Origin of the sequence: Pseudomonas sp. Pse79 (assembly GCF_024519615.1) — a bacterium.
Lineage (GTDB): Bacteria > Pseudomonadota > Gammaproteobacteria > Pseudomonadales > Pseudomonadaceae > Aquipseudomonas > Aquipseudomonas veronii.
This window is the reverse complement of the sequence record NZ_JALJRR010000020.1, coordinates 31,297-52,493: the sequence shown is the minus strand read 5'-3', so window position 1 is coordinate 52,493 and position 21,197 is coordinate 31,297. Positions and strand designations below refer to the sequence as shown.

Sequence of the window (21,197 nt, the reverse complement as noted above, 5' to 3'; positions counted from 1 at the left end):
TCGTTCGGTTAACCCTGCAGACGCTTTCAACTCGCCGATCGACTTGATCCAAAGGGACACCTCCATGCCGCAACCTGCTCGCTTCGCGCTGCGCCCACTGGCGCTGGCCACCTCCCTGCTTTGCCTCGGCGCACCGACGCTGTACGCCGCCGAGCCGACCTCGACCCAGGAAGCCGCGCGCAGTTATCGCATCGCGGGCGGCGCCCTGGTCGCCGTGCTGAACAGCTTCGCCGAACAGTCCGGAATGTTCATCGCCGGCCATAACAGCCTCGCCGCCGGTAAAACCAGCCCCGGCCTGAACGGCAGCTACACCCCGACCAGCGGTTTGCAGCGCCTGTTGCAGGGCAGCGGTTTGCAGGCGCTGCCCCAAGGCAACAGCGGTTACGTGCTGGAGCTGATCCCCGCCCACAGCGGCGCGCTGGAGCTGGGCGCCACGACGATTTCCGGCCAGGGCCTGGGCGCTATCACCGAAGACACCCATGCCTACACTACCGGTGTCATGGCCTCGGCCACCGGCCTGCCGCTGTCGATGCGCGACACCCCGCAGTCGGTCACGGTGATCACCCGCCAGCAGATGGACGACCAGGGCTCCAACAGCATCGCCGACACCCTGCGCCGCGCCCCCGGCGTGAGCGTGCAGAACTACGACAGCGAACGCTGGGAGTTCTCCAGCCGTGGCCTGCCGATCACCAATTTCCAGTACGACGGCGTCAACGCCACCTATGACGGCGTGTACGACTACGGCACCACCAGCACCGACATGGCAGTGTACGACCACCTGGAAATCATCAAGGGCTCGGCCGGCCTGCTCAGCGGTTCCGGCGACCCGTCGGCCACGGTCAACCTGATCCGCAAAAAGCCCACGCGGGAATTCAAGGCCTCGGTCACCCAGACCTTCGGCTCCTGGGACAACTACCGCACCGAAGGCGATATTTCCGGCCCCTTGACCGAGTCGGGCAATCTGCGCGGACGCTTTGTCGGCGTGTATCAGGACCGCCAGTCGTATCTCGATCACTACCAGCACACCAAGGACATCGGCTACGGCATCCTTGAAGCGGACCTTACGCCCGACACCCTGCTGACCTTCGGTATCGACCAGCAAGACACCCGCTCCCGTGGCGCCAGCTGGACCGGTTTCCCGATGTTCTTCAGCGACGGCTCGCGCACGCACTTCTCGCGCTCGTTCAACCCGGCGGCCGACTGGAGCCGCCGCGACTTCCAGAACCAGACGCTGTTCGCCTCGGTGCAACAGCAGTTGGCGAACGACTGGTCGCTCAAGGTCAGCCTCGACCGCAAGCGCAGTCAGCACGACACCCTGCTCGCCTCCGCCAGCGGCGGCAACCCGGACCCGGTCAGCGGCGACGGCATGTACATGTTCATGGGCAAGTACAAGGGCGACCAGTTACAGAACACCCTGGACGTCAATCTCAGCGGGCCGTTCAACCTGTTTGGCCGCGAGCACGAGCTGATCATGGGCTTTATGGCCACCCGCTCGAAGCAGGACGTGCCGGTCTACGGTTCGATTTACCCCGCCGTGGGCGGCAGCATTTTCGACTGGCACGGCGAGTACGCCAAACCGGATATCCCGCGCAGCGGCCAGAACGATATCGTGCAACGCCAGACCGGCGCCTACCTGGCCACGCGCTTGAAACCCACGGACGATTTGTCAGTGATCCTCGGCACGCGCGTCAGCACGTTCAGCGGCACCGACACCACCGATTTCTATGACCCGACCAAGGCCGACAACCGCACCACCTACCGCCAGAGCGGCGTGGTCACGCCGTATGCCGGGATCGTCTACGACCTCAACGACACCTGGTCGGTGTACACCAGCTACACCCAGATCTACCGCCCGCAAAGCAGCAAGGACGCCGACCGCAAACTGCTCGACCCGATCGAAGGCGCCACCTATGAAGCCGGGCTCAAGGCAGCGTTCTACGACGGCCGCCTGAATGCCAGTTTTGCCGCGTTCCGCATCGAGCAGGACAATGTCGCCGAGTACGTGTCGGGCTTCGAGACCGATTCGGTGTACCGCCCGATTGCCGGCGCCACCACCAAGGGCTTCGAGGCGCAACTGTCGGGTGAAGTGCTGGACGGCTGGAACATCTCGGCCGGCTACACCTACCAGCACACCCGCGATGCCAACAACGGTTATGTGTACAGCTCGGTGCTGCAAACCACCACGCCGCAGCAGGTGGTGCGCCTGTTCAGTAGCTATCGCCTGCCCGGCGCGCTGGAGCATGTCACCGTGGGCGGCGGCGTGAATTGGCAGAGCGAGTTCTTCGGCAACGTGTTCCAACCCGACCCGAACGACACGCTCAACTTCGGCCAGAACGCACGCATCACCCAGGACAGTTACTACCTGGTCGACCTGATGGCCCGCTACCGCTTCAACGAGCACCTGAGCACCACGCTGAACGTGAAGAACCTGTTCGATAAAAAGTACTACACGGGCCTGGGCAACTTCGGCACCGGGTTCTACGGCGAACCGCGCAGCCTGCAACTGGCGACTAAATGGGACTTCTAGGCTGACGGCCCCGGCAGTCTGTGCAATGATCCTCCCTCGATCTCCCGAGGGATGGAGCCGCCGCCATGTCGCTGAACACCGCCACTCACCCCGCGCAAGCGCCGCGCTTCTGGCGCGACGAGCGCTTGCCGTTCATCGAAGCGCGGACCATCGCCGATGGGCGCAAGGTCACCTACCCCCGCCACGCCCACGAGCATTTCTCCATCGGCGCGATCACCACCGGGCGCAGCTATTACCACTACGGCGCGGACACCTTCCAGATCAGCGCCGGCACGGTGGTGCTGATGAACCCCGGCGATGTGCATGCGTGCAACCCGATCCACGACCAACCCTGGTCGTATCACATGCTCTACCTCGACACGCCCTGGCTGACGGACCTGCAATACCAGTTGGGCTTCAGCACCGACCAGGGTTATCGACCGTTCAATACGCCCTATACCCGCGACCCGGTGCTGTACAACGGCCTGATCGAGCTGTACCGGACGCTGTTGGATGAGCACGCCGAACTCCTGCAAAAACAGAGCATGCTGGTGAGTTATTTCAGCGAGGTGCAGCAGCGCCTGAACCCTTCGAACACGCCGGTGCGGGAGGTCAATCACAAGCTGGAACGCGCCGCCGAGTACATCCGCGAACACTGCACCCAGGCCTTGAAACTCGAAGACATCTGCCTGGCGGCCGAGCTGTCGCCGTCTTATCTGATCCGCGCCTTCAAGCAGTATTACGGCTTGACGCCCCATGCGTTTCTGGTGAACCGGCGCATCCAGTTCGCCCGCACCCAATTGCGCAACGGCGAACTGATCGCCGACGTCGCCCTGGCCGCCGGCTTTGCCGACCAGGCGCACTTCCAGCGCACCTTCAAGCTGCACTTCGCCGCCACGCCGGGGCAGTACCGCGACTTGCTCAAGCCATCAGCAAATAACCCACACTGGCCACCAGCAACGCGGCCATCGAACGGTTGAACACCCGCACGCCCTGCGCGTTGCCGAGGTAACGGCGCAAAAACGTGCCAGCGTAGGCCCAGCAGGCTACCGACAGGTAGCAGATCACCAGGTAGAGCGCCGCAAACAGCCACACTTGCCGGGCGTCGCCATCCGCGACAAACAACCCCATGCCCGCCACGCAGGCCAGCCAGGCCTTGGGGTTCAGCCATTGCATGATCGCGCCGTAGAGCATCGACGGCGCCGTTGCGGTGCCTTCGGCGTCCAGCCGGCCATCGTCCACCGCAAGTTTCCAGGCCATGTACAGCAGGAAGGCGACCCCGCCCCACTGGATCAACTGGGTCAGAATGGGCCAGCGCAGCAGCACTTCATGCAGCCCCAGGCCGATCAGCACCAGCAATAGCGTGAAGCCGGTGGCGGCGCCGAACACGTGTTTCTGGCTGGCGACAAAACCGAAGCGCGCGCCCGAACTGAGGGCGACCACATTCACCGGGCCCGGTGTGATGGAGGTGGCCAACGCGAAGGCGGCCATGGAAAGGATCAAGCTCATTGCGGTTCCCTGTTGTGGTGATGAACAGGGGCCACGGTAAACACCCCGGCGAGCCGGGTATTGAAGAAAATGCCCCTGCTACTCGCCGGTCATGCGTTCCAGGCTGTTGCTCAGGTGCAACAACATCGCGGCGCGGGCGGCGTCGGGGTCCTGGCGGCGGATGGCGTTGAGGATCGCCTCGTGTTCCAGGTTGGCCAACTGGCCGAGTTTCATCAGGTCGGTATCGCCGCGCTCTTCGGCGTTGATGCGCGTGCGCGGGATCACCGAGTTGCCCAGGTGCTGGATCACATCGGTGAAGTAGGTGTTGCCGGTGGCCTGGGCAATCAACTGATGGAAGCGCACGTCGGGTTCGACGCTGCTGTCGTTGTTGGCCAGCGAGGCCTGGTAGTCGTCGAGGGCCTCGCGCATGTGCTGCAACTGCGCCTCGCTGCGGCGCAGCGCGGCCAGGGCGGCGGCCTGGGTTTCCAGGCCCAGGCGCAACTCGAGGATGCCGCGCACGCTGACGGCGGTGTCGTGGTTCAGGTGCAGGCCCTGGCGCTGGTCCCGCGCCAGCACAAAGGTGCCCACCCCGTGCCGGGTTTCCACCAGCCCTGCCGCCTGCAACTTCGACAGCGCCTCACGCACCACCGTGCGACTGACACCGTACTCGCCGACGATGGCCGACTCGGAGGGCAGCTTCTCGCCCGGCGCCAGTTGGCCGAGGAGAATGCGCTGGGTCAGCGTGGTCACGATGTCATGGGCCAGGCCCTGGGAGCGCTTGCGGGGGGTGTCGTTGTGCATCGGTCATTCCATCGGTTGGGCCCGGTCAATACTAACATCCCCTTGCACCACCTACTTGTATGACAACAAACAAATTACGCCACAACTGCGCCGCGTTTTCATGGAAGCCGGCTTGCCTGCGATTGCATCGGCGCGATTGATTTCATGCGCTATTGCGCCTGTAAAACAGGAATACCAGCCCTGTCGCGTGCTCGTACAGCCAAAATTTACGTTGCGACGCGGAAAAAAGCAGTTGTATGATGTCTATCAAGTTGCCAGGCACCCCCGGCAGCCCTGAACCCATCCCCGCACAACAATAATCCGTGGGAGTTCTACCCCGTGACCGCTTCCAACCCTGCGACAGCTGCGCCTGCCCTCGACCCCGTCCTGGCCCGCGCGATCAAGAAAGTGAAGCAGCATGTGCTGCCACTGTTCGTGATCATGTTCATCGTCAACTACATCGACCGCGTCAACATCGGCTTTGTCCGCACCCACATGGAACACGACCTGGGCATCGGCGCGGCCGCTTACGGTTTCGGCGCCGGCTTGTTCTTCATCGGTTATGCGTTGTTCGAAGTGCCCTCCAACCTGCTGCTGCAAAAAGTCGGCGCGCGTATCTGGCTGACCCGCATCATGTTCACCTGGGGCATCACCGCGACGCTGATGGCCTTTATCCAGAACGAAACCCACTTCTATATCCTGCGTTTTCTGCTGGGCGTGGCCGAGGCCGGGTTCTTTCCGGGGGTGATCTACTACTTCACCCGCTGGCTGCCCGGGGTGGAGCGCGGCAAGGCGATTGCGATCTTCCTCAGCGGCTCGGCCCTGGCCTCGCTGATCTCCGGCCCGCTGTCCGGCGTGCTGCTGCAAATCAGCGGGCTGGGCCTGCACGGCTGGCAATGGATGTACATCATCGAAGGCATGGCCTCGGTGCTGTTGTGCTTTTTCGTGTGGTTCTGGCTCGACTCCAAACCCCATGACGCCAAGTGGCTCAGCCGCGCCGAACAGGACGCGCTGGTGGGCGAGATCGAACGCGAACAACGCGAGCGTGACGCCGCCACGACGGTCAAGCCGAGCCTGGGCACACTGCTCAAGGACCGCCAGATCATGCTGTTCTGCGCCCTGTATTTCTGCATCCAGCTGACTATCTATGCCGCCACATTCTGGCTGCCGAGCATCATCAAGAAGATGGGCGACCTGAGTGACATCCAGGTGGGTTTCTACAATTCCATTCCCTGGCTGATTTCGATCATCGCCATGTATTCGTTCGCGGCCCTGGCCGGCAAGTACAAGCACCAACAGGCGTGGGTGGCCACGGCGCTGTTGATTGCCGCGGCGGGAATGTTTTTCTCCACCACCGGCGGGCCGATCTTTGCCTTTGTCGCCATCTGTTTTGCGGCGATCGGGTTCAAGTCGGCATCGTCGCTGTTCTGGCCGATCCCCCAGGGCTACCTGGATGCGCGCATCGCCGCGGCGGTGATCGCGCTGATCAACTCCATCGGCAACCTCGGCGGGTTTGTCGCACCCACTACCTTCGGCTTTCTGGAGCAGACCACCGGGTCGATCCAGGGTGGTTTGTATGGGCTGGCCGGCACCTCGATCCTCGCGGCCATCCTGGTGTTCTTCGCCAAGACTCGGCCCGGCGCCCAAAGCCCGAGCGTGCTGCACCCCGCCCCCGTCTTGAGCAAATAAGGAAGCGTTTTGATGAATACAGAACACCAGCACCACGCCAGCCATGCCCCCATCGTCACCCACCTGCAAGTGATCCCGGTGGCCGGCCACGACAGCATGCTGCTCAACCTCAGCGGCGCCCACGGGCCGTTTTTCACGCGCAATATCGTGATTCTCAAGGACAGCGCCGGGCACATCGGCGTGGGCGAAGTACCGGGCGGCGAACGCATCCGCGAAACCCTGGAAGACGCGCGCAGCCTGGTGATCGGCAAGCCGATCGGCGCGTACCAGAGCATTCTCAATGCCATGCGCCGCACCTTTGCCGCCCGCGACAGCGGCGGCCGTGGCCTGCAAACGTTCGACCTGCGCATCACCATCCACGCCGTCACCGCGATGGAAGCGGCGCTGCTCGATCTGCTCGGCCAGTTCCTTGAAGTGCCGGTGGCCGCCCTGCTCGGCGAAGGCCAGCAGCGCGACGCGGTGAAGATGCTCGGCTACCTGTTCTACATTGGCGACCGCCAGCAGACCGACCTGGCCTACCGCAGCGAAGCCGATGGTGACGATTGGTGCCGCCTGCGCCATGAACCGGCCCTGACCCCGGACGCCATCGTGCGCCTGGCCGAAGCCGCCCAGGCCAAGTACGGCTTCAACGACTTCAAGCTCAAGGGCGGCGTGTTGCGCGGCGCCGAAGAAATCGAAGCGGTCACGGCCCTCGCCGAGCGCTTCCCCGACGCACGCATCACCCTGGACCCGAACGGCGCCTGGTCACTCAAGGAAGCCATCGCCCTGTGCCGCGACCAGCATCACGTATTGGCCTACGCCGAAGACCCATGCGGCGCGGAAAACGGCTATTCGGGCCGCGAAGTCATGGCTGAATTCCGCCGCGCCACCGGCCTGCCCACCGCCACCAATATGATCGCCACCGACTGGCGCGAAATGGGCCACGCGATCCAGTTGCAATCGGTGGACATTCCCCTCGCCGACCCGCACTTCTGGACGATGCAAGGCTCGGTGCGCGTGGCGCAGATGTGCCATGAATGGGGCCTGACCTGGGGCTCGCATTCCAACAATCACTTCGATATTTCCCTGGCGATGTTCACCCAGGTGGCCGCCGCCGCACCGGGCGACATCACCGCGATCGACACTCACTGGATCTGGCAGGACGGCCAGCGCCTGACCAAGGCGCCGTTGCAGATTGTCGACGGTCATATCCAGGTGCCGACCAAGCCGGGGCTGGGTGTCGAGATCGACATGGACGCGGTGGCCCAGGCCCACGAACGCTACAAAGACATGGGCCTGGGTGCGCGCAATGACAGCGTGGCCATGCAGTTTCTGATCCCCGGTTGGCGTTTCGATAACAAGCGCCCGTGCCTGGTGCGCTGAGCGCCGATCGCGGCCAGCCTCAACCGTGAATCAACGAAACGTGCGCGCCCACCCCGGCGCGCACGCCCTCGGCCACCGCCAGCGCCACGGAACCGGCGGCAAGGGACGCATCGCCACAGGCAAACACGCCGGCCACAGAGGTCTGGCGAGTTTCGTTGGTGTGCAGGTACGGGCCGGTGGGGCCGTCGGCCAGCACACAGCCCAACTGCTCGGCCAAGGGACTGAGGCGAGTGCGGGACATCGTGAATACGCCGTCCAGCTGAATCACGCGGCCATCAGCCAGTTCCAGAGCCACGCGCTCACCGCTGATCCGTGTCACCGCCGTGCGCTCCACGCGGACCCCGCGCCGATCCAACTGCGCCTGTTGCTCGGCATCCGGGGTGAACACGCCGTTGGTGAACAAGGTGGTGGTGCCCCAGTCCGGCAACATCAGCGCATGGTGCATCGCCAGCGGCGAGGTGGCCAACACACCGATGCGGCCTTGATCCAGCTCATAGCCGTGGCAGTAAGGGCAATGAAACACGTGCTTGCCCCAGCGTTCCGCCAAGCCTTCGAGGGCGGGCAATTCGTCCACCACCCCGGTGGCGAGGATCAGGCGTCGCCCCTCGAATCCGCCGTTGTATTGCGTGTGCACCCTGAAACCGCCCGGCGCCGTAGCCGCCTGTAATACGCTGTCCTGAACCCAGGTGACGCTCGGATACTCCATCAGTTGGCTGCGACCTTCGGCGGCAATGACGTCCGGCGCCTGGCCGTCCTGGCCGAGAAAGCCATGGGCGGTGGCGGCAAACCGATTGCGCCGCTGCCCCGCGTCGATCACCAGAACCTTGCGTCGCGCCCGCGCCAATTGCAGGCCGGCGGACAAGCCGGCATAGCTGCCGCCCACGATAATGACGTCATGCATCATGAAAGTGCCCCTTGTCAGGTGCGCGCGGTTATCCGCGCGCTTTCACGACACACCATAAGTTACGTAAAAATAGCACGTCAAGTGTCTCGCAACTTTTTGGGTTACGAAGGATACTTTCGACCGAATCGACTTGAGGTTTTTTGATGAGAAACGACCCCCGCCTCTCGCGCATGCTGCATGTGCTGATCCATATGGACCGCCATGAAGCGCGCGCCACCTCGGAGACCATCGCGCAGATGCTCGGCACCAACCCGGTGGTGGTGCGGCGCACACTGGGGCTGCTCAAGGAAAAAGGCTATGTCCGCTCGGAAAAAGGTCATCAGGGTGGCTGGACCCTGGGCAAACCCTTGAGTGACATCACCTTGCTGGATATCCACAATGCCTTGGGCACGCCGTCGATATTCGCCATCGGCTTGTCCACCGACCACCCGCAATGCCTGGTGGAACAGGCAGTGAACGCGGCACTGAGCGACGCGTTCGACCAGGCCCAGGCACTGTTACTGGCGCGGCTGGGGGATGTGACGCTGGCGCAGTTGGCCGAGGATTTCGACGAGCGTTGCCGCCTCGCCCCGGCGCCCTGATCGCACTATAGCCGGCGCTTGCGCAACCACTGCAGGAACCCCTTTTTCACCGGCACCACCGGTGCTTCCTGGGTCAGGGTCTGCGCCGCATGTATGCGGAAATCCAGCAGCGCTTTCATCGCTTCGCCGATGTCATGCCGCGCATCCAGGCACGGCTTGAGGTATTCCTTCTCGATGCGATAGAGGGTGCAGAAGGTCTTGGCGCGAAAGTCCGCCAGCGTGGCCTCGTCGGACAAGATCCCAGCCTCGCCGATCACCTCCCCCGGCCCCATGCGCCCGGCTTCGAACATGTGCCCGGCCTTGTCCAGCATCACCGAGACCACGCCGGATTCGACGATAAACAAATGATCGCTGACCTCCCCCGCCGGCAGGATCACCGCGCCGGCACGGTAGCTGTGCAGGGTCATGTTCTGGCTGAAGGTGTCTTTCTCTTCCTGGCGCAGGGTGGAGAAAATCGACGAGCGCTCCAGCAACGCCCGCGCCCCCGACAGCGCCGGCGGCGCGCTGCTTTCGGTGGCAGACAGCAAACCGACGCCCGCCGCCTGCAAGTGCCGGAAAGCCAGGTCGTACAGCTGGTTGCGCACTTCGCGCTTGAGCGGCATCGACGGCACAAAGCCGCTGATTTCATACTCCACGCCGTCGCTGGCCGAGGTTTTGAACGCCACGCTCGGCGCCGGTTTGGCCAGCAGCGGCCGGCACCCTTGCATCGCCCGCTCCAGCGCCTCGATCACCGTCTGCGGGCGGGCGTGGGGGCTGACTTGCAGGCTGACCGACAGCCCGAACATATCCGCCGGGCGCGAAAAGTTGACGATCTTGGCCTTGGCCGCCAACGAATTGGGGATCACCGCCATGCTGCCCTGGGAGGTCTGCAACCGCGTAGCGCGCCAATCGATATCGGTGACACGCCCCTCGGTGCCGTCGATGGAAATCCAGTCATCGAGCTGGTACGGCTTGGTGGTGTTGAGCACGATCCCGGAAAACACATCGCTGAGGGTGCTTTGCAGCGCCAGGCCGACGATGATCGCCACCGCACCGGAGGTGGCGAGCACGCCCTTGACCGGCAGGTCGAGCACGTAGGCCATGGCGGCGATGATCGCAATCAGGAAAATCACCGCGCCCAGCAGGTCCTGCAACAGCCGACCGGTGTGGCCCACGCGCTGCATCATCACCGCGCCGAGCAACACCGTCAGGGTCCGCGCCGCGAACAGCCACCAACCGATCTGCAACGCAGTGGCGGCCAGGTGCAGCGCGGTGTTGTCGGCATACGGCGCGACGAGCATCGGGTTCATGCCGTCGTTGAACAACACGGCGCTGAACACCGCAAAAATCACCAACCGCGCCGCCAGCTTCCAATTGGCCAGCTCAGCGGAAATCAAGCGCCACACACCGATGTCGATAAAGATCAGCGCCAGGGCGCACAACATGGGGTGATCAGCGATAAATGAGGGCATCCAGGCGACTCCAGGGTGAATGCCGAGAAGATCGCATGAAATGGGGATGTGGGGGTATAGCGCGGAGCAAAATGCGGGTGGGAAATTGCACCGTATCTGACCACCTGATTGCATCAGCACTGACCAGGCGTTTGCAGCGCGCCGGATTATCTAGACACCTTGTAAACTCATACTGATGTTTCTTCAGACCGCTATGCCACGTCGCTTACACAAAGGAGTTCCCTATGCGTAAGGATTACCTCGCCTTTTTTATCTCGCTCTTTCTATCGAGGCTGGCGGATCAGATCCTGTTGTTTATTGTGCCGCTGGTGGTGTTCCAGACCACCAACAGCGCTTCATGGGCAGGGCTAGCGTTTTTCGTCGAATCGCTGCCGCGATTTCTCGCGTTCCCGCTGTGCGGCGCGCTGTGCGACAAGTACCCGCCTATTAAGATCCTGCATATCAGTCAGGTCTACCGGGCATGGCTCTGTGTGCTGGGGGTGGTGCTCTACGGAATCTTTGGTGGCATCGGTTGGATAGTGGTGCTGTCGGCACTGTGCGGGGTGCTGACCACGCAAGGCATCATGGCTCGCGAAGTGCTGATGCCGCATATCTTCCAGCACTACAGCTACACCAAGACGTTGTCCTACTCCCAGATCGCCGACCAGGCGGGACTGGTCCTCGGGCCTCTGGTGGCGGCACTGATGCTTGAGGTTTGGGCTTGGCACTGGGTGGTGCTTTGGATCGCCGGATTGTTCCTGCTGGCAGACCTGAGCATGCTGGCGTGGCAACGTCTTAGCCGTATGACGCTAGAGGTGTTCGAGCAGCATCAAGACATCTGGTTGCAGCCCTTGAGGATCGCTTTTGGGCATATCCGTAGCTTCGCAGAATTGAAAAAAATCATCATTCTGGCGGTAGGCGTCAACCTGATCGTTGGTGTCACCTTGGCAACTTCGGCGGCCATGGTGATCGGCCAGTACAGCGCCGGCAAGGATAACTATGCAGCGCTGCAAGCGGCGGGTGCGGTGACAACAATCGTGATCCTGTTCCTTCTCGCTCGGGTGGTGTTGCCTCTGCGGGTCCTCGGGGGTGTCGGATATTCGATGATCGCAACGGGGGCATTCATCAGCGCCCTGAGTCCGAGTCTGCTCGGCTATGTGCTGGGTTTCCTGTTGATCGCAGGCTTCGACAAAATGTTCAACGTCTACATACGCACTATCCGGCAGCAGGTGATACCGCCTCAGGACTTCGGCAAGACGGTAGGTGTGATCACGCTGCTGAACAACATGTCCCAGCCTCTGGCAGGTTTACTGGTGGCTTTGTTAGCTGCGCCCTTGGGCACCCAGACCGTAATCCTGATTTTGGCCGTGTTAACGACTATTCTTGGGGCATTTGCCCTGTGGTGGTTCGCAAAGGCTCGCGGCCCATCCCCGAGCTTGATTCTCGAAGCTGACCAAGAAGCCGGAAAATAGAAAGTTGCGTCGGCAGGCTTGTAAGCATATTCCAAGGAAGCATACGGATCATGTCCGCAAAGAAGAGTCTGCCGGTTCGAACTCATGATCGCCGCCGAACGTTTACAGCATAACGACCACTCTCGGCCTCACGGGTCAAGTCCATGCAATTACGCATGTGGGGGCTTGCCCGCTCCCACATTAGGCTTGGCGTCAGCCTTTCAGTGCTGCATCTGCCCGAAATGACCGGAGTGGAAATCAGCAAACGCCTGATGAATCTCCTGCTCAGTATTCATCACAAACGGACCATGCCCGACGATAGGCTCGTCGATCGGTTCGCCACTGAGCAACAGCACCCTGGCGTCGTCGCTGGATTCCAGCGACAGTTGCGTGCCGTCGCGCTCAAACAGTGCCAATTGCCCCTGGCGCGCGATTTCTTCGCCATTGACCAGCACCGTGCCGCGCAAGATCACCAGCGCCGTGTTCCGCCCGGCGTGCAGGTCCAGGGTCAGCGCCTTGCCGGCGTTGAGGCGCAGGTCCCACACGTCGATCGGCGTGAAGGTGCGCGCCGGGCCTTTGGTGCCTGCGAACTCACCGGCAATCAGGCGCAGCTGGCCAGCCTCATTGGCCAGCGGCAGCAGCGGAATATCGCCGTCGACAATCGTCTGATAACCGGCGTCGGCCATTTTGTCCTTGGCAGGCAGGTTGACCCACAGTTGCACCATCTCCAGCACCCCGCCGCTACGGGCGAAGGCTTCGGAGTGGAACTCTTCGTGGAGGATGCCCTTGGCGGCGGTCATCCATTGCACGTCGCCGGGGCCGATCGTGCCGCCAGCCCCGGTGGAGTCGCGGTGCTCGACTTCGCCGTCGTAGACGATGGTCACGGTTTCAAAGCCGCGATGCGGGTGCTGGCCGACGCCGCGACGTTGTGTGGTCGGGGTGAAATCGGCCGGGCCCGCGTGGTCCAACAACAGGAAGGGGCTGATGTGCTTGCCCAGGGTGTCGTAGGAAAACAGCGTGCGTACCGGAAACCCGTCGCCGACCCAGTGGGCGCGGGGGCTGGTGTAGATGCCGATGAGTTTTTTCATGGTGTACCTCCAAAGTGCCTACACCATAAGTCCCACTGGCCTTGGGGACTAGCCGGCAAACGCGGCGTTGTTCGTTCTATGCATAGGACAATCAACACGTCCTCAGTTTGTTTTTGCTGGCTGGGGACGCCGTCCCACTAGACCGACCTCAACCAAGGCCCCTGCACCGCGCTGACCCGATTGCGCCCGCTGCTCTTGGCGTCATATAACGCCTGGTCGGCATCGTTGAGCCAACTGGTCGAATCGCTATGCCCGACCCGATAAGGCGCCAGACCGATGCTCAAGCTGACACGCAGGGTCGGGTCCTGGGCATAGGCCAGCGCATTGAAGCGATCGCGCAGGGTATCCATCACTTGCGTGGCGCGGTTGAGCGGCACGTCCGGCAGGATCACGCAGAACTCGTCACCGCCGTAGCGTCCGGCCAGGTCGGTGGCGCGCAGGTTCTGGCGCAGCACTTTACTGAGCTGGCGCAGGACGAGATCGCCGGTGACATGGCCGTAGGTGTCGTTGATCACTTTGAAATGATCGATGTCGATCAGGGCAATCACCGCGCCCTGCTGCCCGCCGTGGCAGCGCTGGAACTCGATGTCCAGATGGCCCTTCCACGCGCCATGGTTGAGCAGGCCGGACAAGCTGTCGGTGCGACTCAGGGCCAGCAGCTCACGCTTGTGCCCGGCCAGGGACACCGCCTGGCGATAGCAAATCCAGCCCAGGGCCAGCGGATACAGCATCAGGATCGGTAAACAGGCATACAACTGCGCCTGGCTGGTCATGCCGATGAAGGCCGGGGTGAAGATCAGCAGCGACACGCCGACGCCCAACGCCTGCGCCACCCAGCCCGCCAGCATGAAACGGGGACCACCGATGGCCACATTGTTCATGGTCATCATCGACAACGTGGTGACGCTGGGCAGTGGGTTGAAGTGCATGGCACCGACCCAGAAGCCACCGCAAAACGAATCGAACAGCAGGTTGTGGCGCTCGCAACGCAATGTGTTGGCGCTGCGGCGTGCCCATTGATAAGCCAGGTGCGGCCAGACAAAGCCGTTGATCAGCATCAACGCCCACACCCAAAGCGGTGGGTTCAACGCGGACATGCCGAAGGCCACGCAGGCAAAGCCAAGTGTCAGACCCAACGTGCGGGTTTTGTACAAGCGGGTAGCGAGCGGAACTCCATTTCCTCCGGCGGCTGGCATGGTGAGGTGCGATCCTGGGTAGGTGCCTGGAGTCTATCAGGGCAACAGCATATCGCCACTATCCCTTGTAAGCTCAGCGCCGTCAGTGGGAAAAGCCCCGCGCCAGCATCCCGGCGACGCCCAGCAACAACAATGCCGTGATCCGTTGCAACCAGACCCGCCGCCGGGGGTTTTCCAGTACCGGCTTGATGCGCTGGCCAAAATAGCCATACAGGCAGCCACTGGCGAACTGCAGCACCAGAAAGGTCAGCCCGAGGATAGCGATGTCCGCCATCGAGTTGTGCTCCCCGGCCCCGGCGAATTGTGGGAACACGGCGCTGAACATAATGATCGCCTTGGGGTTGGAAAACCCGGTCAGCAAGCCCTTGCCGAACAGACTGCGTGCGCCTTCCACGGCAACGACCCCGTCGATGGACACGCCGCTGCCGGTCCACTGTTTGTAGGCCAGGTAGAGAATGTAGGCGACGCCGACCATCTGGATACCCTGGGTGATGGCGAGGTTGCCTTTGATCAATTCCGAGAAACCCACGGCAAAGATCAGGATAGAGACCAGGTACGACACACTGGCGCCGAGCTGCGCGGGGATCGAGCCGCGCAAGCCGTCCTTCAAGCCTAGGCTCAGCAGCAGCAAGGTCATGGGGCCGGGGCTGAACGTCACGGTGGCGCAAAACAGCAGAAAGTAGAGAAACGAAGAGAGCGTCAACGCGCTTGTCATAGCCTTGGACCTTGGGAAGACAGCCGGAAAGTGGCGGGATAGCCGGCAGTCTAGGGCCGCGGCATTGCGCAGGGCAGGTAAAGTAAGGCCTAATCCGGCCCTACTTCACCGGTAAAATCACCAGCAAAGACAAGGAAGCCGCATGTTTGTATCCGCCATCGCCTTTCGGGCTGGCCCACCCAAGGTGCAACAGATCGTCGAGGCGTTCAGCCAGGCCATCGAGAACGGCGAATGGGCGCCCGGCAGCAAGTTGCCGTCGGTGCGTGAACTGACCCAGACCCTGGGCGTGAGCAAGTTCACCCTCAATGAAGCGCTGGACCGCCTGCGCGGGCGCAACCTGTTGACCTCGAGCCAGGGCCTTGGCCACTTTGTGACAACAGACATCATCCGCGCCGCCTCGACGAGCTGGGTCGACCTGTTGCCCCAGGACTTGCTCAGCGTGTTACGCCGGCCGCTGGTCACCGTCAATGGAGATCTGCGCCCCGGTGGCGGGCATTTGCCGGAGGAGTGGCTGAACAGCGAGGCGCTTCGCCAAGCCATGCGTAGCGTGGTGCGCGCGCCGTCGCTGCGCCTTGCCGGGATGGGCACGCCGGCCGGGTTCCTGCCGTTGCGCCAGGCATTGCAACACAAACTGCATGCCGAAGGGTTGTCGGTGCCGGTGGAGCAAATCATCACCACGCCCAACACCCTGCAAGGCCTGGACATGCTCATGCGCTTGCTCGCCCGCCCCGGCGACACGGTGCTGCTCGACGCGCCCTGCTACTTCAACTTCCACGCCAACCTGGCCCTGCACGGGGTCAAGGTGGTGACGATCGAGCGGCGCCCGGATGGCTTCGATTTCGACGCCCTCGAACAGTTGCTGGCCGAACATCGCCCCAGCCTGTACCTCACCACCAGTGTGTTGCATAACCCCACCGGGCACTCTTTCAGCCCCAGCCAGGCGTTTCGTCTGCTGCAACTGACCCGCCAGTACCACTGCCATATCGTCGAGGATGACCTCTACGGCGACCTGCATCCCAACCCGCCGCCGCGCCTGGCCACCATCGCCGGCCTGGACCAGGTCACCTACCTGTCGGGCTTCTCGAAAATCCTCAGCGCCAACACCCGCGTCAGCTACGTGGTGGCCGCGCCGCAACTGGCGGCCAACCTGACCCATATGAAGTTGATGAGCGGCGGCGTGACCTCGGAGCTGTTCGAGCAGATCGTCTACCGCATGCTCAGCGAAGGCAGTTACGCCCGGCACCGCAAGCGCATGGTGCAGCGCTTGCTGGAAGCCGGTGCGCGTGTCGAACAATGGCTCAAGCGCTGCGGCTGTCAATTGCCGATGGCGTATGAAGGCGGCATGTTCATCTGGGCCCGCCTGCCGCCGGGGGTGAACGGCGAACAGTTGGCCCAGGAGGCGTTGAAGCAGAACATGGTGCTGGCACCGGGGGCATTGTTCGGTTACGACCCGGCGCTGCCTGATTCGATGCGCTTCAATGTGGCCCACAGTGACGGGCCCGGGGTGCAACAAGCCTTCGAAACGCTGTTGCTCAAGGCTGTGCGCGAGCCGCGATCACTATCGACATGAAGGCTCATCGGCGATGCGCCAACGACCTGACGCAGCGATCGCCCAGGCTTTGCACGCCCTGCACGAGCACCACCAACACCACCACCGTCACCACCATGATCTGGTTGTTGAAACGCTGGTAGCCGTAGCGAATCGCCAAGTCGCCCAACCCACCGCCGCCGATCACCCCGGCCATGGAGGAAAAGCCGATCAGCATCACCAGGGTCAACGTGACCCCGGCCACCAGCGCCGGCAAGGCTTCGGGCAGCAGCACCTTGAAAATCACATGGCGGATATCGCCGCCCATGGCCACGATTGCCTCGATGCGGCCCTTGTCCACGTCATCCAGGGCGGTCTCGACGATGCGTGCGAAAAACGGAAAAGCACCGATGGTGATCGGCACCACCGCCGCCGTGCTGCCCAGGGTGGTGCCGACAATCAGGCGGGTCAGCGGAATCAGCGCGATCAGCATCACCACAAACGGTAGCGAACGCCCGAGGTTGATCACCGCACCCAACGCACGGTTGAGCCTTGGCAGCGGGAACAGCCCACCCGCGCGGCTGATAAACAGCAGCACGCCCAATGGCAGGCCGATCAACAAGGTGAACAGCCCCGCCAGCAGCACCATGTACAGGGTTTCGCCGGTGGCGTTGAGCAGCAGTTGGAGAACTTCATTCCAGTCGGTTTTCATCCCGCCCTCACCACCTGCAGGTTGGGCGCCAGCGCACGGCCCAGGCGCGAGGACGGGTCGGCCTGCAGTTGCAGCAGCGTGCCGCTTTCCACCACGCGCCCCGCCGCCAGGGAAACCGCGCTGTCGCAGATCGCCTTTACCACGTCCAGCTCATGGGTGATCAACACGATGGTCACCCCCAGTTGCCGGTTGATATCGCGCAACAGCGCCAGGATCGAAGCGGTGGTTTCCGGGTCCAGGGCGCTGGTGGCTTCATCCGACAATAAATACGCCGGGCGCGCGGCCAGTGCGCGAGCGATGCCGACACGCTGCTTCTGCCCACCGGAGAGTTGCGACGGAAACGCCGCCGCCTTGTCGCTCAAGCCAACCAACGCCAGCAACTGCGCCACCCGCGCGACGCGCTCGGCCTTGGGCACCCCGGCAATCTCCAACGGCACCGCGACGTTATCCGCCACGTTGCGCGAGTGCAGCAGGTTGAACCCCTGGAAGATCATGCCGATGCGCTGGCGTTGCTGGCGCAGCGCCTTGCCGGTTAACCGGGTCAGGTCCTGGCCATCCATGAGGATGCGCCCGGACGTCGGCCGCTCCAACAGATTAAGGCAGCGCAGCAACGTGCTTTTACCGGCGCCGCTGCGGCCGACGATGCCGAAAATCGAGCCATCGGCGATCTGCAACGACACGTTGTCCAGCGCCGCCGGCTGGCCATCGGCGTAGGTTTTGCTGACACCCTCGACGACGATCATTCGAGCGCCACCGGGATCACCGAGCCGGCATATTTCTCGCTGATGAACTTGGCCACCGCCGGCGAGCGCAGGTCTTTGGCCAGTTGCTGGATGCGCGGGTCCTGCGCCAGTTTGGGCGTGGTCACCAGGATATTTGCGTAAGGGTTGCCCTGAGCCTTCTCCAGCCCCAGCGCATCCTTGGCCGGTTGCAGCCCGGCTTCCAGGGCGAAGTTGCCATTGATCACTGCCAGGTCGACATCCTCCAGCGCCCGGGGAATCTGCGGCGATTCGATTTCCAGGATCTTCAGGTGCTTGGGGTTCTCGGCGATGTCCTTGGGCGTGGCCTGGTCCTTGGACGCATCGTTGAAGCCCGGCTTGAGGGTGATCAGGCCATTGGCTTGCAACAGGTACAGGGCGCGACTGAGGTTGGTGACGTTATTCGGCACGGCGACGGTGCCTTTGTCCGGCACCTGGTCGAAGCGGGTGTGGCGGTGCGAATAGATCCCCAACGGTTCGATATGCACGGTGGCGGCTACCGCGAACGTCTGGCCGAGCGCCTGTTCCTGGGCCTTGAGATACGGCAGGTGCTGGAAGTAATTGGCGTCGACATCGCCATGGGCCAGCAACTCATTGGAGTTCACGCCGCTGGGGATCTCGATGATGTTCAGCTTCAGGTCCGGGTCGAGCTTCTGCACGTATTCGAGGATTTGTGCATGGGGAATCGGGTCGGCGGCGACGCGCAAGGCATCGGCGGCGGCCACATTGAAAGCGCTCAGCAAGGCCGCCAGGGTTAGTGTGAAGGTCTTCAACAGAGTGATCTCCTGATCAGGCGGACAGTGCATGGGGCAGTGTGGCGTCGGCGTAGAAACGCTGGGCCACATCCGGGTGGGAACGCAGGCGGCCCTTGAGGTAGTTCCAGCCGACGTCGCGCAGCAACGGGTTGCGCGGGTCGCTGGTGGGGCCGTGGGCATCGCGCAGCAGTTCGGGCGCCAGCGGGTACACCGGCACCACCGCATCCAGCTGCGCGCCGAGGAAAAATGCCAGGGACACGCGCTCGCGGCCCACCGGCGGCGACACCACGCGGTGGACCGTGGCGCGCAGATAGCCGTTACTGGCCAGCTCGAGCAATTCGCCGATATTCACCACCAGCGTGTCGGGCCGCGGCGCGGCGTCGATCCAGCGCCCCTCCTCCACTTCCACCTGCAAACCGGCCTGCTGGTCTTGCAGCAGGAAACTCAGGAAGCCGGAGTCCTTGTGCGCGCCAACGCCCTGGCGACTCTGCCCGGCGTGGCGACCGGGATAGCGGATCAGCTTGATATGTTCGTTGGGCTTGTCGCCGTACAGCGCGTCGAACGCATTTTCGGGCAGGGACAAGGCCTGGGCGAACGCGCGCAGCAGGCGCAACGACATCCGGGTCATCGCGTGCTGCCAGGCCAACACCCGAGGTTTGAGCTCGGGCAACGCCGCCGGCCATTGATTGGGGCCTTGCAGGCGCGCCCAGGCCGCGGGGTGTTGCTCAACGGCCAAGGGTTCGCGCTCGGCACCGACGTCGAACTGCTCACGCAGGTCCGGCTGGCACCGGGTGATTTCCGAAGCCGCGCGGTTATAGCCGCGAAAGTGCGGAGAGTTGATCATCCCGACCGCCAGCTTGTCTGCCTCGGGCAAGGCGAAAAAAGCCCGCGCCTGCTGCTGCACCTCGGCCAGCAACGCCGGGGCGATACCGTGACCGGTGAGGTAGAAGAAGCCGACATGCCGCGCGGCAAAACGCAGCTCATCGAGAAACGCGCTGCGCTGCGCCGGGCTGCCATCGAGCAGCGACAGGTCCAGCAGCGGCAAGGCGGTGATTGATTGCAGCATCGGCGGCTCACTCCATGAACGTCTTGGGGGAGCGACCAAGCTAAACGATCTTAAAAATCGGTAATAAATACCTTTTTAGAATTAGCTTAAGCCGTCGTCGGGTCCGGGAGGACCGCGCAGGTAAAGCGCAGAATCGACAGCACCGGGCAGGCGTCGGTGGCAAATTCCTGGCGGTTTAAGGCAATTAGTCGCCCCCTCACCTGGCCTCATTTATAGAAAAAATTAAATCGCCATTGGCCTAAAAACCAATTGACCTAAGATACTTATCGCACACTAACAATCTGCACTAGCATATGTGTACACCCATGCAAACGCCGCACCCGCAACACCTCCCTCGCACCCCGCTGCAGCCTTTAGAATAAAGCTACGAATGTTAAAATTTGTCACGTTTTGGCGGAATCAATTCGATTAGTATCTAACGCTAGCAGCGATTGAACTGTCGGCCTTGCATGCCAGAAAAGGGAGTAGGTGATGCATTTTTCCAACGTCCTCGCTATTGCACGGACTACGTCTAAAACTGAGGATTTCAGAGCACTTATAGTTCGCACTGTACCGAATGATTTAAAAGTCGATACACGCAGCTACGGTCAACTAGTCGGTCATCATGAAGATCACGCCGATTATCGCGCCATCGTCATAGAAATCGACACGCCTTCTGCCAGCAGTCAAACCCTGGACATCATAAAAAAAACCAGGCATAAAAACCCGACTGGCCTGATAGTTGTCTTCATCACGTTCGCCTCTACTCAAAGTAAAACCAAATATTATTTGGCCGGCGCGGACTACTGCCTAAAAGTCACCGAAACCTCCCCTGAAGAAAAGTTGAGTTTAGTCGAGGCGTTTCTCAATGAAACGTATCGCTTGGACTGCTGCAAACTTATTCTCGATCAGGACCGGATGTGCATTTACGGCAACGGTCAGAAACTTGAGATTTCCTTCATCGAAATGAAAGTTCTCGAGGCACTGATCTATAACCGACTGCTCAGTCACGATGAAATCGCCAATGTTATGGGGCTCAACACCAAATTCTACGACTCCCGAGCCCTGGAAAAATCCATCAGCCGCCTGCGCAGCAAAATCAAGGCGCGCTATGGCGAAAATATCATTCAGAACATCCGTGGCTACGGTTACAAGTTGAGCCGTGGGATTATTTCCGCCCAGTATTTGCACCCAACCCAGGAGAGATAG

The 21,197-nt window shown here is 62.2% G+C and carries 19 protein-coding genes; 8 read left to right on the top strand and 11 right to left on the bottom strand.

Annotated features, from left to right (window positions below):
• The first annotated feature begins 64 nt into the window (after window positions 1-64).
• Complete coding sequence (locus NR164_RS22480) at window positions 65-2,527, top strand: TonB-dependent receptor (protein WP_256823281.1); 2,463 nt, start codon at window positions 65-67, stop codon at window positions 2,525-2,527.
• 65 nt (window positions 2,528-2,592) lie between these two features.
• Window positions 2,593-3,486, top strand: coding sequence for an AraC family transcriptional regulator (locus tag NR164_RS22475; protein WP_256823280.1), 894 nt, complete (start codon window positions 2,593-2,595; stop codon window positions 3,484-3,486).
• Here NR164_RS22475 and NR164_RS22470 read toward each other — a convergent pair.
• Together NR164_RS22470 and NR164_RS22465 are read right to left on the bottom strand one after the other, a co-directional pair.
• Complete coding sequence (locus NR164_RS22470; RefSeq protein WP_046383807.1) at window positions 3,428-4,015, bottom strand: LysE family translocator; 588 nt, start codon at window positions 4,013-4,015, stop codon at window positions 3,428-3,430. The genes NR164_RS22475 and NR164_RS22470 overlap by 59 nt on opposite strands.
• 78 nt (window positions 4,016-4,093) lie before the next feature.
• Complete coding sequence (locus NR164_RS22465) at window positions 4,094-4,795, bottom strand: FadR/GntR family transcriptional regulator (protein WP_177033435.1); 702 nt, start codon at window positions 4,793-4,795, stop codon at window positions 4,094-4,096.
• A 318-nt stretch (window positions 4,796-5,113) separates the two neighbouring features.
• Between NR164_RS22465 and NR164_RS22460 the strand changes: the two genes are divergently transcribed.
• Together NR164_RS22460 and gudD are read left to right on the top strand one after the other, a co-directional pair.
• A complete protein-coding gene (locus NR164_RS22460) occupies window positions 5,114-6,463 on the top strand; it encodes an MFS transporter (protein WP_046488440.1) in 1,350 nt (449 codons plus the stop codon).
• A 12-nt stretch (window positions 6,464-6,475) separates the two neighbouring features.
• Complete coding sequence (gudD, locus tag NR164_RS22455) at window positions 6,476-7,825, top strand: glucarate dehydratase (RefSeq protein ID WP_126586030.1); 1,350 nt, start codon at window positions 6,476-6,478, stop codon at window positions 7,823-7,825.
• Window positions 7,826-7,844: 19 nt separating this feature from the next.
• Here the strand turns inward: gudD and NR164_RS22450 are convergent, their stop codons facing one another.
• Window positions 7,845-8,729, bottom strand: a complete 885-nt coding sequence (locus tag NR164_RS22450) for an NAD(P)/FAD-dependent oxidoreductase (protein WP_128192487.1) — start codon at window positions 8,727-8,729, stop codon at window positions 7,845-7,847.
• Window positions 8,730-8,872: 143 nt separating this feature from the next.
• On the opposite strand from NR164_RS22450, the gene NR164_RS22445 reads away from it, so the two are divergent.
• Window positions 8,873-9,310, top strand: a complete 438-nt coding sequence (locus NR164_RS22445; RefSeq protein WP_256823279.1) for an Rrf2 family transcriptional regulator — start codon at window positions 8,873-8,875, stop codon at window positions 9,308-9,310.
• Between the two features lie 5 nt (window positions 9,311-9,315).
• Here the strand turns inward: NR164_RS22445 and NR164_RS22440 are convergent, their stop codons facing one another.
• Window positions 9,316-10,761, bottom strand: a complete 1,446-nt coding sequence (locus NR164_RS22440; RefSeq protein WP_046383813.1) for a mechanosensitive ion channel family protein — start codon at window positions 10,759-10,761, stop codon at window positions 9,316-9,318.
• Window positions 10,762-10,985: 224 nt separating this feature from the next.
• Between NR164_RS22440 and NR164_RS22435 the strand changes: the two genes are divergently transcribed.
• Window positions 10,986-12,212 (top strand): MFS transporter, encoded by a 1,227-nt coding sequence (locus tag NR164_RS22435; RefSeq protein ID WP_256823278.1) that lies wholly within the window; start codon window positions 10,986-10,988, stop codon window positions 12,210-12,212.
• 200 nt (window positions 12,213-12,412) lie between these two features.
• On the opposite strand, the gene NR164_RS22430 is transcribed toward NR164_RS22435, so the two are convergent.
• The 3 genes from NR164_RS22430 to NR164_RS22420 all read right to left on the bottom strand — a co-directional run bounded on the left by NR164_RS22430 (window position 12,413) and on the right by NR164_RS22420 (window position 15,190).
• Entirely contained in the window at window positions 12,413-13,279 is an 867-nt protein-coding gene (locus tag NR164_RS22430) for a pirin family protein (RefSeq protein ID WP_079443588.1), read from the bottom strand.
• A 137-nt stretch (window positions 13,280-13,416) separates the two neighbouring features.
• Window positions 13,417-14,475 (bottom strand): diguanylate cyclase, encoded by a 1,059-nt coding sequence (locus tag NR164_RS22425; RefSeq protein ID WP_046383816.1) that lies wholly within the window; start codon window positions 14,473-14,475, stop codon window positions 13,417-13,419.
• An 82-nt stretch (window positions 14,476-14,557) separates the two neighbouring features.
• On the bottom strand, window positions 14,558-15,190 hold the full coding sequence (locus tag NR164_RS22420; protein WP_046383817.1) for a LysE family translocator: 633 nt from the start codon (window positions 15,188-15,190) through the stop codon (window positions 14,558-14,560).
• Between the two features lie 142 nt (window positions 15,191-15,332).
• Between NR164_RS22420 and NR164_RS22415 the strand changes: the two genes are divergently transcribed.
• Complete coding sequence (locus tag NR164_RS22415) at window positions 15,333-16,760, top strand: PLP-dependent aminotransferase family protein (RefSeq protein WP_079443585.1); 1,428 nt, start codon at window positions 15,333-15,335, stop codon at window positions 16,758-16,760.
• A 4-nt stretch (window positions 16,761-16,764) separates the two neighbouring features.
• Here NR164_RS22415 and NR164_RS22410 read toward each other — a convergent pair whose 3' ends face one another.
• The 4 genes from NR164_RS22410 to NR164_RS22395 are packed head-to-tail and all read right to left on the bottom strand — an operon-like array spanning window position 16,765 to window position 20,009.
• Window positions 16,765-17,430 (bottom strand): methionine ABC transporter permease, encoded by a 666-nt coding sequence (locus NR164_RS22410; protein ID WP_046488453.1) that lies wholly within the window; start codon window positions 17,428-17,430, stop codon window positions 16,765-16,767.
• Window positions 17,427-18,173 carry a methionine ABC transporter ATP-binding protein gene (locus tag NR164_RS22405; RefSeq protein ID WP_079443584.1) on the bottom strand — a complete coding sequence of 249 codons (747 nt, stop codon included), beginning with the start codon at window positions 18,171-18,173 and terminating at the stop codon, window positions 17,427-17,429. Before NR164_RS22405 ends, NR164_RS22410 begins: the two co-directional genes overlap by 4 nt.
• The gene (locus NR164_RS22400) at window positions 18,170-18,964 is read right to left on the bottom strand and encodes a MetQ/NlpA family ABC transporter substrate-binding protein (RefSeq protein WP_057004850.1); all 795 of its coding nucleotides are present in this window, start codon (window positions 18,962-18,964) and stop codon (window positions 18,170-18,172) included. Before NR164_RS22400 ends, NR164_RS22405 begins: the two co-directional genes overlap by 4 nt.
• A 13-nt stretch (window positions 18,965-18,977) precedes the next feature.
• On the bottom strand, window positions 18,978-20,009 hold the full coding sequence (locus tag NR164_RS22395; protein WP_256823277.1) for an isopenicillin N synthase family oxygenase: 1,032 nt from the start codon (window positions 20,007-20,009) through the stop codon (window positions 18,978-18,980).
• 471 nt (window positions 20,010-20,480) lie between these two features.
• Here NR164_RS22395 and NR164_RS22390 point away from each other — a divergent pair, with 471 nt between their 5' ends.
• Window positions 20,481-21,197, top strand: coding sequence for a winged helix-turn-helix domain-containing protein (locus NR164_RS22390; RefSeq protein WP_046383821.1), 717 nt, complete (start codon window positions 20,481-20,483; stop codon window positions 21,195-21,197).

What these genes read in the sequence shown, in the direction of transcription:
- NR164_RS22480 (WP_256823281.1), top strand. Translation starts at nt 65, where the DNA reads ATGCCGCAACCTGCTCGCTTCGCGCTGCGCCCACTGGCGCTGGCCACC.
- NR164_RS22475 (WP_256823280.1), top strand. Translation starts at nt 2,593, where the DNA reads ATGTCGCTGAACACCGCCACTCACCCCGCGCAAGCGCCGCGCTTCTGG.
- NR164_RS22470 (WP_046383807.1), bottom strand. Translation starts at nt 4,015, where the DNA reads ATGAGCTTGATCCTTTCCATGGCCGCCTTCGCGTTGGCCACCTCCATC.
- NR164_RS22465 (WP_177033435.1), bottom strand. Translation starts at nt 4,795, where the DNA reads ATGCACAACGACACCCCCCGCAAGCGCTCCCAGGGCCTGGCCCATGAC.
- gudD (WP_126586030.1), top strand. Translation starts at nt 6,476, where the DNA reads ATGAATACAGAACACCAGCACCACGCCAGCCATGCCCCCATCGTCACC.
- NR164_RS22450 (WP_128192487.1), bottom strand. Translation starts at nt 8,729, where the DNA reads ATGATGCATGACGTCATTATCGTGGGCGGCAGCTATGCCGGCTTGTCC.
- NR164_RS22445 (WP_256823279.1), top strand. Translation starts at nt 8,873, where the DNA reads ATGAGAAACGACCCCCGCCTCTCGCGCATGCTGCATGTGCTGATCCAT.
- NR164_RS22440 (WP_046383813.1), bottom strand. Translation starts at nt 10,761, where the DNA reads ATGCCCTCATTTATCGCTGATCACCCCATGTTGTGCGCCCTGGCGCTG.
- NR164_RS22435 (WP_256823278.1), top strand. Translation starts at nt 10,986, where the DNA reads ATGCGTAAGGATTACCTCGCCTTTTTTATCTCGCTCTTTCTATCGAGG.
- NR164_RS22430 (WP_079443588.1), bottom strand. Translation starts at nt 13,279, where the DNA reads ATGAAAAAACTCATCGGCATCTACACCAGCCCCCGCGCCCACTGGGTC.
- NR164_RS22425 (WP_046383816.1), bottom strand. Translation starts at nt 14,475, where the DNA reads ATGCCAGCCGCCGGAGGAAATGGAGTTCCGCTCGCTACCCGCTTGTAC.
- NR164_RS22420 (WP_046383817.1), bottom strand. Translation starts at nt 15,190, where the DNA reads ATGACAAGCGCGTTGACGCTCTCTTCGTTTCTCTACTTTCTGCTGTTT.
- NR164_RS22415 (WP_079443585.1), top strand. Translation starts at nt 15,333, where the DNA reads ATGTTTGTATCCGCCATCGCCTTTCGGGCTGGCCCACCCAAGGTGCAA.
- NR164_RS22410 (WP_046488453.1), bottom strand. Translation starts at nt 17,430, where the DNA reads ATGAAAACCGACTGGAATGAAGTTCTCCAACTGCTGCTCAACGCCACC.
- NR164_RS22405 (WP_079443584.1), bottom strand. Translation starts at nt 18,173, where the DNA reads ATGATCGTCGTCGAGGGTGTCAGCAAAACCTACGCCGATGGCCAGCCG.
- NR164_RS22395 (WP_256823277.1), bottom strand. Translation starts at nt 20,009, where the DNA reads ATGCTGCAATCAATCACCGCCTTGCCGCTGCTGGACCTGTCGCTGCTC.
- NR164_RS22390 (WP_046383821.1), top strand. Translation starts at nt 20,481, where the DNA reads ATGCATTTTTCCAACGTCCTCGCTATTGCACGGACTACGTCTAAAACT.